The following is a 13,890-nucleotide window of genomic DNA, read 5'->3' as shown; positions in this document are numbered from 1 at the left end:
GCAAAATTGAGCAATAAAATTGTAACTCTGGATATTGATCTGGAACCCGCTGATAACCACCGACTTTCCAGCCTGTGTGGCCCATTCGACGATAATATCAAACACCTTGAAAGACGCCTGGGCGTTGAAATCAATTACCGCGGCAATTCATTCTCCATTGTCGGAAAACCTCACACCGCAGCGGCCGCTTTAGATATTCTTAAAACACTTTATGTTGAAACGGCACCTGTAAAAGGCAAAGTTGTTGATATCGAACCTGAGCAGATCCACCTGGCGATTAAAGAGTCCGGTGTTTTAGATCAGAACACAGAGTCGAATATCGAACACGGCAAAGAAGTGTTTATCAAGACCAAGAAAGGCGTCATAAAACCGAGAACACCCAATCAGGCTCAGTATCTGGTCAATATGGTGACTCACGATATCAGCTACGGTATTGGCCCTGCAGGTACAGGTAAAACTTATCTTGCTGTTGCAGCTGCAGTGGATGCGCTTGAGCGTCAGGAAATCCGGAGAATTCTGCTTACCCGCCCTGCGGTTGAAGCAGGTGAAAAGCTGGGCTTTCTTCCTGGCGACCTTAGTCAGAAAGTAGACCCTTATCTGCGTCCGCTATACGACGCCCTGTTTGAAATGCTGGGCTTTGAGCGTGTTGAAAAGCTGATTGAGCGTAATGTGATAGAAGTTGCTCCGCTGGCTTATATGCGTGGCCGTACGCTAAACGATGCCTTTATCATTCTTGACGAAAGCCAGAACACCACGGTGGAGCAAATGAAGATGTTCCTGACCCGTATCGGCTTTAACTCACGCGCGGTAATTACCGGTGACGTTACCCAGATTGACCTGCCAAGAGGCGCTAAGTCTGGTCTGCGTCACGCCATCGAAGTGCTTTCTGAGGTTGATGAAATCAGCTTTAACTTCTTCCAGGCAGACGACGTTGTGCGTCACCCAGTCGTCGCGCGCATCGTAAACGCTTATGAGAAGTGGGAAGTTAAAGATCAGAGAGAGCGTAAAGAAGCAGAAAAGCGCCGTCGTGAAGAACGCGAAGCCAAGCTTCTTGAAGAACAAAAAGCCATTCTGACTGCTGTAAAGTCTGAAAAAACTAAGCCAGGTGAATAAATGAGTATTGAACTTGATCTTCAACTTGCTGTAGAAAACGAACAAAATCTGCCTTCCGGGGCAGATTTTAACCATTGGCTGTCTACAACCGTCTCTGCGTTCCAGCCTGATGCTGAAGTCACTATCCGCATCGTTGATGAAGAAGAGAGCCAGCAGCTAAACCACGACTATCGTGGTAAAGATAAACCGACTAACGTTTTGTCTTTCCCGTTCGAAGTACCTGAAGGTGTTGAGATTAATCTGTTGGGAGATCTCATTATTTGCAGACAGGTGGTTGAAAAAGAAGCCAAAGAACAGCATAAAGAAGTTATGGCCCATTGGGCTCATATGGTTGTACACGGCTCACTACATCTGTTAGGTTATGATCATATCGAAGATGACGAAGCTGAAGAGATGGAGTCACTCGAAACTGAGATTATGCAGTCTATGGGGTTTGAAGATCCGTATATTGCAGAGAAGGGTTAACAGGTTACAGGTTACTTAGTGTAAGCCCTTTTTAGCGAGCTATCACGCGTTTGATAGCGTTAATTGTAGAGAAATCATGAACGAAGATAATTCGCCCTCTGAAGGTCCGAGTAGGAAGTCCTTCTTTGAACGCCTTGGTCAGCTTTTTCAGGGAGAGCTTAAAGATCGCCAGGAACTGGTAGATGTCATAAGAGACTCTGAAAATAACGACCTGATCGACCACGACACCAGAGACATGCTTGAAGGTGTTATGGAGATTTCTGAAATGCGTGTCCGGGATATTATGATCCCACGCTCGCAAATGGTCACTGTTGAAAAAGATCATAATCTTGATCAGCTTGTTGCCCTGATCACCGATGCGTCTCACTCACGCTACCCGGTCATCAGTGAAGATAAAGACCATGTAGAAGGCATTCTGCTTGCGAAGGACCTATTAAAATACCTTGGCTCTGACAGTGAACCCTTCAATATTGACGAGGTTATCAGACCGGCCGTCGTTGTCCCGGAAAGTAAGCGGGTTGACCGGCTTTTAAAAGAATTCCGTGAAGAGCGCTACCATATGTCCATCGTGGTGGATGAATTTGGCGGTGTCTCCGGGCTGGTTACCATCGAAGATATTCTTGAAGAGATTGTAGGCGAAATCGAAGATGAGTTTGATGATGAGGAAGAGGTGGATATCCGTAAACTCAGCAAGCACACCTACTCAGTAAAAGCGCTGACCACAATTGAAGAGTTTAACGAGACATTCGGAACCAGCTTCAGTGATGAAGAAGTCGATACCATTGGCGGTATGGTGATGACCAGTTTTGGTCACCTGCCGGCCAGAGGTGAGATTGTCGACATTGAGGGATATAGCTTTAAAGTGACTGCTGCTGATAACAGACGCGTTGTTCAGCTTCAGGTTACGGTTCCCGATTCCGAACCTCTTCCAAACATAGAAGAATAAACGGCAGTCACTGCCGGGACAATAATTAAGATGATGCCTAATCTGAATCATCGCCTTATGCGGCCTTTACTGGCCGCTTTTGTTGGCGCTTTAACAACTCTGGCTTTCGCCCCTTATCAAATCTGGCCTCTGGCAATACTCAGCCCTGCTATCCTTTTTCTGCTTATTCATCAGCTCTCTACACGCTTAGCACTGCTTTGCGGGTTTTGCTGGGGTATAGGGCACTACGCAACCGGCCTGAGCTGGGTTCATGTCAGCATAGATAACTTTGGCGGTATGCCTAAAGCAGCCAGTATTTTTCTGATGGTTCTGCTAATAAGTTATCTTGCCGTCTATCCTGCGCTTTTTGCAGGTGCAGCCAACCGATTTTTTACTAAATCAAGCGCCTCTAAGTATTTCCTTGCCATTCCAGCTCTCTGGCTGATTTCAGACTGGGCCCGTGGCTGGGTGTTTACCGGCTTTCCATGGCTATGGCTGGGTTACAGCCAGATTGATACCCCATTGGCTGGATTTGCTCCCGTTGGAGGTGTTCAGTTAATTACTCTGGCCGTTATCCTGTGCGCCTCTGCGCTTGCTTATGGTCTGCTAAACAAAAAGCTGAGCATGCTTGCCCTTCCTGTCATTATTTTTGCCTCTGCCGCCAGCCTTAAGCAAGTTGAGTGGGTGGAGCAAAACCCGCAAAGCAAAACGTCATTTGCTCTGATTCAGGGGAATATCGCCCAGGAGATAAAGTGGCTGCCAAGCGAGCGCTGGCCGACCCTGATGAAGTTTATGGACCTTAGCCGTGAAAACTGGGACGCCGATATTATCATCTGGCCGGAAGCTGCCATCCCTGCTTTAGAAAAGGAGCTACCGCGTTTTCTCAGCAATGTGGATGCCGCCGCGCGTCTCAATGAGTCAGCCCTTATCACCGGCGTTATCTCTCAAAATGAAATGGGTAAGTTCTACAATAGCGTAATTACCCTGGGCGACACACCTGACGGAGAGTACGACTACCTGAGCCAGCACAGATACAACAAGCACCACCTGCTGCCATTTGGTGAGTTTGTCCCATTTGAAGATCTTCTGCGGCCACTGGCCCCCTTCTTTAACCTGCCAATGTCTTCATTTAGCAGAGGCGATTATATTCAGGACAATATCATTGCCAAAGGACGCCACCTTGCCACAGCGCTTTGCTATGAAATTATCTTCGGTAATCAGGTAAGGCAGAATATTACCGAAGAAACCGATTTTATCCTGACCCTCTCAAACGACGCCTGGTTCGGTCACTCCATAGGCCCGCTGCAACATATGGAAATCGCCCGTATGCGCGCACTGGAAACAGCAAAACCCGTGATCAGAGCCACCAATAACGGGGTAACAGCGGTTACGGATTATAAAGGAAATGTCACTGAATCGGTGCCTCAGTTTGAGACGCAGGTATTGAAGGCGGAGGTGACTTCGACGGTAGGTTCTACGCCATTTAGAAAGATAGGGAGTTGGCCGTTAATTATCTTTACGTTACTCGGGCTGGGGTTGGCGCTTATCGATAGACGGAAAGGTTGAGGGCTATGGGGGATTGTTCCCTATAGCCCCATCCCCTTCAAGGGCAAAGCCCGTCCCATAGCCCTAAAAAACCTTTAAGGTTTTAATGCTATCCGACTAAACTCCTCCCCCCCACACTCCGAACAAGGCGGAATCACCGTCGGATGAATATACTGCGTTTTATGTCCGCACTTTTCACAAACCAGGTGCCCAAGGCCAATCACATCACCGGCTTTGTATACGCCTTCATGCTCAAGATCCTCGAAGGCTTCAATCCACTCGATTTTTGTCTTGTCTGTGATATCTAAAAGCGCCTGCCAGATGGAGTCGGCAATCATGATGGAAAACGGGCTTTTGGTGCTCTCTTTATAGTTCCTGGCAAACTCCTTTAAATCTTCCTTCATATAGGCGGAAACCAAAGCCCACTCATCTTTGGTCATATCGCTTGCGGCATGGGCAACTTCTTTTGAAGTTTCAAGGACTTTATCCATCTCTTCAGGGCTATGCTTCAGAGTTTCGACAACCTCTTTGAACTTCTCCTCATAATCGGTTTTAAGCTTCGGCATATACGACCTCCGTTTTTTCACATACTTATAGTTATTGTAGCTTGTTGCTTGTGCTTCCTTTAGGTATTCTATGCCGATCTATATTTATCTGATCGAACAGATCTCACATATTCCACGATAACCGGAAATCATCGATGCAAGAGCAATACAATCCGCAAGATATTGAACAGAAAGTTCAAAAGCACTGGGATGACAACGAAACCTTCGTTGTAAGTGAAGACCCAAACAAAGAAAAATTCTACTGTCTGTCCATGTTCCCTTACCCGAGTGGCCGACTCCACATGGGTCACGTGCGTAACTATACAATCGGTGATGTAGTTTCCCGCTTCCAGCGTCTGCAGGGTAAAAACGTAATGCAGCCTATCGGCTGGGATGCGTTCGGCCTTCCTGCTGAAAACGCAGCGGTAAAAAACAAAACAGCACCAGCACCATGGACTTACGAAAATATCGAGTACATGAAAAACCAGCTTAAGCTGCTTGGTTTTGGCTACGACTGGAATCGTGAATTCGCAACATGTACGCCTGAGTACTACCGCTGGGAGCAAGAGTTCTTCACCAAGCTTTACGAAAAAGGCCTGGTTTATAAGAAGACTTCAGCAGTGAACTGGTGTCCTAACGACCAGACTGTACTGGCAAACGAGCAGGTTGAAGACGGCTGCTGCTGGCGCTGTGATACGCCTGTTGAGCAAAAAGAGATCCCACAGTGGTCTATCAAGATTACTGCATACGCTCAGGAGCTGCTTGACGAACTGGACAACATGGATGGCTGGCCTGAAATGGTTAAGACCATGCAGCGCAACTGGATTGGCCGCTCTGAAGGTGTTGAACTGAAGTTCACTGTTGCCGGTCAGGAAGATCTTGAAGTTTATACCACACGTCCTGACACGCTAATGGGCGTAACTTACGTTGGTATTGCGGCAGGCCACCCTCTGGCGGCACTGGCTGCTGAGAACAACACTGAGCTGGCTGCATTTATCGACGAATGTAAAAACAACAAAGTTGCTGAAGCTGACATGGCAACGATGGAAAAGAAAGGTATGGATACCGGCCTTAAGGCTGTCCACCCTCTTAACGGTCGTGAAGTGCCAATCTACGTGGCTAACTTTGTACTTATGGATTACGGTACAGGTGCGGTAATGGCGGTTCCTGGCCACGATCAGCGTGACTACGAGTTCGCAACTAAGTACGGCCTGGATATCATTCCGGTAATCAAGCCAGCTGACGGCAGCGAGCTTGATATCTCAGAAGCAGCTTACACAGAAAAAGGCATCTGTTTTGATTCTGGTGAATTCGATGGTATGGAATTCCAGCAGGCATTTGACGCTATCGCTGCAAAACTTGAATCGATCGGCAAAGGTAAGAAGACAGTAAACTTCCGTCTGCGTGACTGGGGTGTATCCCGTCAGCGTTACTGGGGTGCTCCAATCCCAATGGTAACTACCGAAGATGGTGAAGTTCACCCAGTACCTGCTGATCAGCTACCGGTTATCCTGCCTGAAGATGTGGTTATGGACGGCGTAACAAGCCCGATTAAAGCAGATAAGAGCTGGGCAGAAACCACGTTCAACGGCGAACCGGCACTACGTGAAACGGATACCTTCGATACCTTTATGGAATCTTCATGGTACTACGCACGTTACTGTTCTCCACAGGCTGACGAAATGCTGGATGCTGATGCAGCAAACTACTGGCTGCCTGTAGACCAGTACATTGGTGGTATTGAGCACGCATGTATGCACCTGCTTTACTCCCGTTTCTTCCATAAACTGCTGCGTGATGCAGGTATGGTAAACAGCGACGAACCTTTCAAGAAGCTGCTTTGTCAGGGCATGGTTCTGGCTGATGCTTACTACTACAACAACGAGAAAGGCGCTAAAGTTTGGGTTTCTCCGACTGATGTAACCGTTGAGCGTGACGAAAAAGGCCGCATCGTTAAAGCTACCGACAAAGATGGTAACGACGTTGTTCACACAGGCATGACTAAGATGTCTAAGTCTAAGAACAACGGTATCGACCCTCAGGAGATGGTAGACAAGTACGGTGCTGACACTGTTCGTCTGTTTATGATGTTTGCATCTCCGGCTGATATGACGCTTGAGTGGCAGGAGTCTGGCGTAGAAGGCGCTAACCGTTTCCTTAAGCGTGTATGGAAGCTGGTAAAAGAGCACACTGAAAAAGGCGCAGCAGAAGCCGTTGACGCTTCAGCACTAAGCGGTGACCAGAAAGCACTTCGCCGTGACGTACATAAGACTATTGCTAAAGTAACTGACGATATCGAACGTCGCCAGACCTACAACACAGCAATTGCTGCCATCATGGAGCTGATGAACAAGCTGGCTAAAGCTTCTCAGGAATCGGTTCAGGATCGCGCCATTCTGGACGAAGCACTGAAGGCTGTTGTTCGTATGCTTTACCCAATCACTCCGCACATCTCATACGAGCTATGGGAAGCGCTGGGTGAAGCCGGTATCGACACAGCAACATGGCCGGTTGCTGATGACAAAGCCATGGTTGAAGACGAAAAACTTATCGTTGTTCAGGTAAACGGCAAACTACGTGCGAAGCTGACTGTTGCAGCGGATGCTTCTAAAGAAGAAGTTGAAGCTCTGGGTCTTGCTGACGAGCACGTAGTTAAGTTCACAGAAGGCAAAACAGTACGTAAGGTTATCTACGTACCGGGTAAACTTCTGAACATTGTTGCGAACTAATTAGCAATTTACAGGTCTTTAAACAGGGTGGATTAATTCACCCTGTTTATATTTATCTAATACGGCTTTTCGGTTCTCCCCCTTTCCAAGGGGGAGTTAGAGGGGGTTAAGTCCTCAGAAGTTAAATGCTTCTATGGATGTCAATAACTGCTGTGGAAATAACCCCTCCCAGCCTCCCCTTGAAAAGGGGAGGAGCTAAAAAAGTCATATTAGATAAACATAAACAAGATAGAGAACATTTTGTGAAAACACTTTTATCCGTATCTTCAATAAAACTATCCGTTGTTTTACTGCTGGCCGGCGCTCTTTCTGCGTGTGGTTTTCATTTCCGTGGCAGCTACCTGGTACCGGAAGAGATCTCCAGAGTGTCACTCACCAGTTATGACCAGTACTCATTCCTGACCCGCTCTGTGCAGAGCCAGCTGAGAATGAACGATATTGAAATGGTTCAGCCTGCTGAAGATGTACCCAACATTCACCTGCTGAGCGGTAGTCTTGGCTCCCGTACTATCTCTCTGTATCAGAGCATGACAACAGCGGAAAAAGAGCTGACCTACACTGCCTCTTACCGTGTAACCATTCCTGAGCTTGGCAGCAAGCAATACTCCACCACAGTAAACCGAAGCTACCTGAGCAACCCTCAGACCGCTCTGGCTAAGTCTGTGGAAGAAGATACGCTGGAAGAAGAGATGATCAAACAGGCATCACGCCAGATTATGCGCCAGTTGGCCCGTCTGAACCACGAGATCAAACAGGGTCAGATTTCTGAAGAAGAATTTGAACATATCAAAATCAAACCTGAGCAGAAAGAAGAAACCCAAGAGCAGTCCAATTAATGCGTCTGTTTGCTGACAAACTTGCGGATAACCTGAAAAGACAGCTAAGTGGCGTATACCTGCTGTTTGGCAACGAGCCACTGCTGATTACCGAAAGCCGGGATCTGATTTATAAAGCAGCCCGGTCCGCCGGATTTGAAGAGCGACACTACTTTTCCGTTGATAGCAGCATTAACTGGAATGATGTTTACGACTGTACTCAGGCATTAAGCCTGTTCTCTTCCAGACAGATCATCGAGCTGGAAATCCCTGAGTCAGGAGTAAATGTCACCATCAGTAAAGAACTTGTTTCTCTTAGTGAATCCCTGCATAGCGACATTATTCTTATTGTCACCGGCTCAAAACTTACCCGTCAGCAGGAAAATGCCAAGTGGTTTAAGACCTTAAATCAACGTGGAACCTGGGTAAGCTGCTTAACGCCGGACACCCAAAGACTACCGGGATTTATCAACACCCGCTGCCGACAACTCGGTTTACAGCCGGATCAGGAAGCACTTCAGATGCTGGCTCAGTGGCATGAGGGTAACCTGCTTGCTCTGGTGCAGAGTCTGGAAAAACTGGCCCTGCTCTATCCGGACGGAGTGCTTACTCTGGTAAGAGTGGAAGAGGCCCTGAGCCGGCACAATCACTTCACCCCCTTTCACTGGATGGATGCCCTGCTGGCAGGAAAGCCCAAACGAGCGATGAGAATACTGCGCCAGCTTCAGACTGAAGGCACAGAACCGGTAATCTTACTGCGCACACTGCAGCGTGAGTTCAGCCAGCTTATGCAACTGAAAAAAGAGAGTCAGACTCAACCCCTGGGACGCCTGTTCGACCAGTACAGAATCTGGCAAAACAAACGCCCGCTGTATCAGGCGGCACTGACCCGGTTATCCGCAGATAATCTGAAAGCCATGTACAAGCAACTTGCTCAGGCAGAGATTCTGGCTAAAACTCAATATGAAGATTCCTGCTGGCCACAACTTACCCAGCTTTCGGTCGAGTTTTGCTCTCCCGAGCCCCGGCAAGATAGCAGTATCCCTTTTCCTGGCTAAAGGGTGATATAATTCGCCCAAGCGCAGACAATGTAATTTATTAGAGGTAAAACTTTGCAACTTAATGAGCTAAAAGACTTTCTTGTCGACAAAGCAGATGATATGAAGGCCCTGGACATCGTAACTTTAGACGTTACCGGCAAATCCAGCATCACAGACTATATGGTTATCTGTACCGGAACCTCGAAAAGACATGTTGCCTCTATCGCTGACAATGTCGCAAAAGAAGCGAAAACCGCAGGACTTGCACCATACGGCATCGATGGTGAAAACGAAGGCGAGTGGGTTGTTCTGGATATGGGCAATGTGATGGTTCATGTTATGCAGGAAGAGCAGCGCGAGTTATACCAGCTAGAAAAGTTGTGGAGCTAAGTTTTGAAAATCCAGCTAATCGCCGTCGGAACAAAAATGCCCAAATGGGTAGAAGAGGGCTTTCAGGAATATAAACGCCGGTTCCCGCATGATATGCCGCTTGAGCTTGTGGAAATACCCGCCGGCAAGCGTGGTAAAAATGCCGATATCGCCAGAATCCTTCAGAAAGAAGGTGAACTGATGTTAGCTGCAGTGCCGAAAGGAAACCGAATCGTCACTCTCGATATTCCGGGTAAACGCTGGGACACCCCGCAACTGGCTCAGCAGCTTGACAGCTGGAAACTGGATGGCAGAGATGTATCTATCCTTATTGGTGGCCCTGAAGGACTGGCGCCCGCCTGTAAAGCGGCGGCTGATCAAAGCTGGTCGCTGTCACCGCTAACCCTGCCCCACCCTCTTGTCCGGGTCGTCATGGCTGAAAGCCTGTACCGTGCGTGGAGTATCACGGCAAATCATCCTTATCACAGAGAATAGGACGAATGAGACGCAGACGTACTCAAATCAGGGATCATAAAGCGGAGCTCTCACTGTTCCGCAACCGGGCTGTGGTTTCTTTCCTGGGAATCGTTGCTCTGGTTGGCGTTCTTATCGCTAACCTCTACAACATTCAGGTCAATCAATATCAGGACTACAAAACCCGTTCAAATGACAACCGGATTAAAGTAGTGCCTATCGCACCAAACCGCGGACTGATTTACGACAGAAACGGTAAACTTCTTGCTGAAAACCGCCCTGTCTATACGCTGGATCTGATCCCGGAAAAGATCAAAGACATTGATGGCACAATACTGCGTCTTCAGGAAATTCTGGAAATCTCTCCAGAACGCATAGAATCTTTCCATAAGGAAAGAAGGCGCACCAGACGATTTAAGTCTGTCCCTCTGCTCACTCAGCTGACCGAGGAGCAGGTGGCTATTTTCTCTGTTCACCAGTACCGCTTCCCGGGCGTGGAAGTATCCGCGGTTCTGAAGCGCTTCTATCCATACGGTGAAGCCCTGACCCATGTGCTCGGTTATGTATCCAGGATTAACGACCGGGATATGCAAAAGCTCATCAGAGAAGAGAAGGAAGCGGACTATCAGGCCACTCACGATATCGGTAAGCTGGGTATCGAGCGTTATTATGAAGACGTTCTGCACGGCAAGCCCGGCTATCAGGAAGTTGAGGTAAACAGCCGCGGCAGAATTATCCGCACTCTGAAGTATGTTCCTCCGGTACCGGGAAAAGATCTTGTCCTCAACCTGGATATTGACCTGCAGCTGTATGTCTATGAGTTGCTTGACAACCGAAGAGGCTCGGCCGTTGTGCTGGATCCTGCTGACAACGGCATTCTGGCTATGGTATCCAGCCCAAGCTACGACCCGAATGATTTTGTGCATGGTATCTCAGGAAAAGACTACCGCGCACTGCTGAACGATACCAACAGACCTCTGGTAAACAGGACAACACTGGGTATCTACCCTCCTGCATCCACGGTTAAGCCATTTATCGCCATCGCAGCACTTCAGGAAGAGGTGATAACACCCTATACAACACGAAATGACCCTGGCTACTGGAAGATACCAAACTCCAAAACCAAACCATTCCGCGACTGGTTAAAATGGGGCCACGGCCGGGTGAATGTGACCCAGTCTATTGAAGAGTCCGTTGATACCTTCTTCTATCAGGTTGCCTACGATATGGGCATCGATAACCTGTCCAAATGGATGACCAAGTTTGGATTTGGTGAGTACACAGGCATAGATATCCACGAAGAGAGCAGAGCCAACATGCCGTCAAGAGAGTGGAAAATGGATAGGCACCGCACTCCATGGTATCAGGGCGATACGATTCCTGTGGGTATCGGTCAGGGGTACTGGACTGCCACTCCGCTGCAAATTGCCAAGGCAACCTCTGTACTGATCCACCGGGGTGAAGTGATGCCGCCGCATCTTCTGCGTTCAACCATAGATACTTCGCAGACACCAAGCCTTCATACGCTTGAACCGGTAGAAACTTACCCACCAATTACCGGTGTACCAGATAAGTTCTGGGATATTTCCATTGAGGGCATGTATCTGGTTAACCATGGTAAAAAAGGCACCGCCCGCCGCGCCTTCCAGAATCTGAAATATAAAAGTGGTGGTAAATCGGGTACTGCGCAAGTCTTTGGTTTGAAGGAAGATGAAGAATATAAAGCAGAAGAGCTGGCCGAACATCTTCATGACCACGCTCTGTTTACTGGTTTTGCACCTCTTGAAGAGCCGGAAATCGTTGCATCCGTGGTACTGGAAAACGCCGGTGGCGGCTCCTCAAATGCCGCTCCCGTGGTGCGTAAGATTTTTGACCACATATTGTTAGAAAACCAAGACGAGGCTGAGTAAAGATGAAACTGGATCCTTCTACCGGCAAGAGTCGAATCTTTTTTGAACGGCTTCATATTGACCTGCCGCTGCTTATCGGCCTGATACTTATGATGGGCTTTGGTTTGCTGATTATGTACAGTGCCAGCGGCCAGGATATGGGCATGATGGACCGCCAGGCCATGAGAATGGGCTTGTCACTTGGCGTAATGGTATTTCTGGCCCAGCTCTCTCCCAGAACCTATGAAGCTCTGGCTCCGATCCTGTTTGTGGCCGGTGTTGGCCTGTTGTTTGGCGTGCTCTTCTTCGGTGAAGCCTCTAAAGGTGCGCAGCGTTGGCTTAATCTGGGTTTTGTCCGCTTCCAGCCTTCAGAGCTTCTGAAACTGGCGGTGCCACTGATGGTTGCCAGATTTATTGGCAGAAAACCGCTGCCACCAACCCTGACCACTCTGGTTATTTCACTGGTTCTGGTCTTTGTGCCGACGATACTGATCGCAAAACAGCCAGACCTTGGCACCTCCATCCTTATCGCGGCTTCGGGGATATTTGTTATCTTCCTGGCCGGTATCAGCTGGAGAATCATCTTTGCAGCAGCAATGGCAGTGGGTGCCTTTATTCCCATTTTATGGTTCTTCCTGATGCGGGAATATCAGAAGGTCCGGGTAAGAACGCTGTTTGATCCTGAGTCGGATCCGCTGGGAGCCGGTTATCACATTATTCAGAGTAAAATCGCCATAGGCTCAGGCGGATTAAGCGGTAAAGGCTGGCTTCATGGCACTCAGTCACAGCTGGAATTTCTTCCGGAGCGGCATACCGACTTTATTTTCGCCGTTATCGCTGAAGAGTGGGGAATGCTGGGCATACTGGTACTGCTTTCACTTTACCTTTTTATAATCGGCAGAGGTCTGTTCCTGGCCAGTAATGCACAAACTGCATTTGGCCGTATGATGGCAGGCAGTATCGTACTGAGCTTCTTCGTTTATGTGTTTGTAAACATTGGCATGGTAAGCGGTATTCTGCCGGTGGTGGGGGTTCCGCTACCGCTAATCAGTTATGGCGGCACATCCATGGTGACATTGATGGCAGGTTTTGGCATTCTGATGTCTATCCACACTCACAGGAGCATGCTATCAAAAGCCACATAATAAACAGATACCGTTTTCTGACAGCGCTGGTTATTCTTGCTCTTGCCGGATGCTCGGGCTCCGGACGCTATTCGCTTTCTGAAGATGAAGCGCCGGAGAAGCCAATTTCCGTTGAGCATATCGAAGATGTGCAGCCTGTTTACGAGCCTTATAGCCGTGGCGGAAACGGCAGCTATACCGTGAGAGGTGGGTCCTATACCGTACTCAAAAATCCTGAAGGCTTCCGCCAGAAAGGTATCGCTTCCTGGTACGGAAAAAAATTCCACGGCCACCAGACCTCAAACGGCGAAGTGTATGACATGTATTCCATGTCAGCCGCCCATAAAACCCTGCCTATTCCAAGCTACGTAAAGGTTACTAACCTGGATAATGGAAAAACCGCCATTGTCAGACTGAACGACCGCGGCCCCTTTCATAAAGGGCGAATTATCGACCTGAGCTATGCCGCTGCCTATAAGCTGGGCGTGATAGCTACAGGCACAGCGAATGTAGAAATCGAACATATTTCCGTAAAGAAAACCAATGACTCAAAACTGCAGCAATTTGCTATTCAGGTTGCAGCATCTGGGCACCAGCAAAGAACACAGTCACTGGCTGATACTTTATCTGCTAAGCTTTCTGTCAGCACTTTTATCGAAAAGCAGAAAAACAACTTCAGAGTGATGGTCGGCCCCTTTGATGACTTTTTAAAAACGGAAGCAGCGCTGGAAAAAATCAGGCAACAGGGCTACCCGGAGGCTTTTATAAAGAAAGTCTCACAGTAAATCATTGTGGCGTAACGTCTCGTTTTTTGTCATAGTGCTATCGCATCAGTCAGTTATCCTGACGAATCTGAA

General features: G+C 48.3%; 13 protein-coding genes. 12 read left to right on the top strand and 1 reads right to left on the bottom strand.

Features of this window, described 5'->3' with window-relative positions; genetic code table 11:
- Positions 1 to 6: 6 nt before the first annotated feature.
- The 4 genes from L3Q72_RS03595 (at position 7) to lnt (ending at position 4,069) form a co-directional block, all read left to right on the top strand.
- Positions 7 to 1,113, top strand: coding sequence for a PhoH family protein (locus L3Q72_RS03595; protein ID WP_275131313.1), 1,107 nt, complete (start codon positions 7 to 9; stop codon positions 1,111 to 1,113).
- Entirely contained in the window at positions 1,114 to 1,578 is a 465-nt protein-coding gene (gene ybeY, locus L3Q72_RS03590; RefSeq protein ID WP_275131312.1) for an rRNA maturation RNase YbeY, read from the top strand. It begins immediately after the preceding gene.
- Positions 1,579 to 1,654: 76 nt separating this feature from the next.
- Positions 1,655 to 2,524 carry a CNNM family magnesium/cobalt transport protein CorC gene (gene corC / locus L3Q72_RS03585; protein WP_275131311.1) on the top strand — a complete coding sequence of 290 codons (870 nt, stop codon included), beginning with the start codon at positions 1,655 to 1,657 and terminating at the stop codon, positions 2,522 to 2,524.
- 30 nt (positions 2,525 to 2,554) lie between these two features.
- The gene (gene lnt / locus L3Q72_RS03580) at positions 2,555 to 4,069 is read left to right on the top strand and encodes an apolipoprotein N-acyltransferase (protein WP_275131310.1); all 1,515 of its coding nucleotides are present in this window, start codon (positions 2,555 to 2,557) and stop codon (positions 4,067 to 4,069) included.
- Between the two features lie 74 nt (positions 4,070 to 4,143).
- Here lnt and L3Q72_RS03575 read toward each other — a convergent pair whose 3' ends face one another.
- Positions 4,144 to 4,614 carry a zinc ribbon-containing protein gene (locus L3Q72_RS03575; RefSeq protein WP_275131309.1) on the bottom strand — a complete coding sequence of 157 codons (471 nt, stop codon included), beginning with the start codon at positions 4,612 to 4,614 and terminating at the stop codon, positions 4,144 to 4,146.
- Between the two features lie 134 nt (positions 4,615 to 4,748).
- Between L3Q72_RS03575 and leuS the strand changes: the two genes are divergently transcribed.
- The 8 genes from leuS to L3Q72_RS03535 all read left to right on the top strand — a co-directional run bounded on the left by leuS (position 4,749) and on the right by L3Q72_RS03535 (position 13,818).
- Positions 4,749 to 7,322, top strand: a complete 2,574-nt coding sequence (leuS, locus tag L3Q72_RS03570; protein ID WP_275131308.1) for a leucine--tRNA ligase — start codon at positions 4,749 to 4,751, stop codon at positions 7,320 to 7,322.
- Between the two features lie 242 nt (positions 7,323 to 7,564).
- A complete protein-coding gene (gene lptE, locus L3Q72_RS03565) occupies positions 7,565 to 8,158 on the top strand; it encodes an LPS assembly lipoprotein LptE (RefSeq protein ID WP_275131307.1) in 594 nt (197 codons plus the stop codon).
- Positions 8,158 to 9,195: a DNA polymerase III subunit delta gene (gene holA, locus L3Q72_RS03560; protein WP_275131305.1), complete on the top strand. Its 1,038-nt coding sequence runs from the start codon at positions 8,158 to 8,160 to the stop codon at positions 9,193 to 9,195. The genes lptE and holA overlap by 1 nt, the downstream gene beginning before the upstream one ends.
- 54 nt (positions 9,196 to 9,249) lie before the next feature.
- Complete coding sequence (gene rsfS / locus L3Q72_RS03555) at positions 9,250 to 9,567, top strand: ribosome silencing factor (RefSeq protein ID WP_275131304.1); 318 nt, start codon at positions 9,250 to 9,252, stop codon at positions 9,565 to 9,567.
- A gap of 3 nt (positions 9,568 to 9,570) precedes the next feature.
- Positions 9,571 to 10,041 (top strand): 23S rRNA (pseudouridine(1915)-N(3))-methyltransferase RlmH, encoded by a 471-nt coding sequence (gene rlmH, locus L3Q72_RS03550; protein WP_275131303.1) that lies wholly within the window; start codon positions 9,571 to 9,573, stop codon positions 10,039 to 10,041.
- 5 nt (positions 10,042 to 10,046) lie between these two features.
- Positions 10,047 to 11,930, top strand: coding sequence for a penicillin-binding protein 2 (gene mrdA / locus L3Q72_RS03545; RefSeq protein WP_275131302.1), 1,884 nt, complete (start codon positions 10,047 to 10,049; stop codon positions 11,928 to 11,930).
- Between the two features lie 2 nt (positions 11,931 to 11,932).
- A complete protein-coding gene (gene rodA, locus L3Q72_RS03540; RefSeq protein ID WP_275131301.1) occupies positions 11,933 to 13,054 on the top strand; it encodes a rod shape-determining protein RodA in 1,122 nt (373 codons plus the stop codon).
- Positions 13,054 to 13,818 (top strand): septal ring lytic transglycosylase RlpA family protein, encoded by a 765-nt coding sequence (locus L3Q72_RS03535; protein ID WP_275132065.1) that lies wholly within the window; start codon positions 13,054 to 13,056, stop codon positions 13,816 to 13,818. The genes rodA and L3Q72_RS03535 overlap by 1 nt, the downstream gene beginning before the upstream one ends.
- Positions 13,819 to 13,890 lie beyond the last annotated feature (72 nt).

Origin of the sequence: Vibrio sp. JC009, assembly GCF_029016485.1 — a bacterium.
Taxonomy (GTDB): domain Bacteria; phylum Pseudomonadota; class Gammaproteobacteria; order Enterobacterales; family Vibrionaceae; genus Vibrio.
The sequence above is the reverse complement of the archived record's forward strand: the minus strand, read 5'-3'. Positions and strand labels throughout refer to the sequence as shown.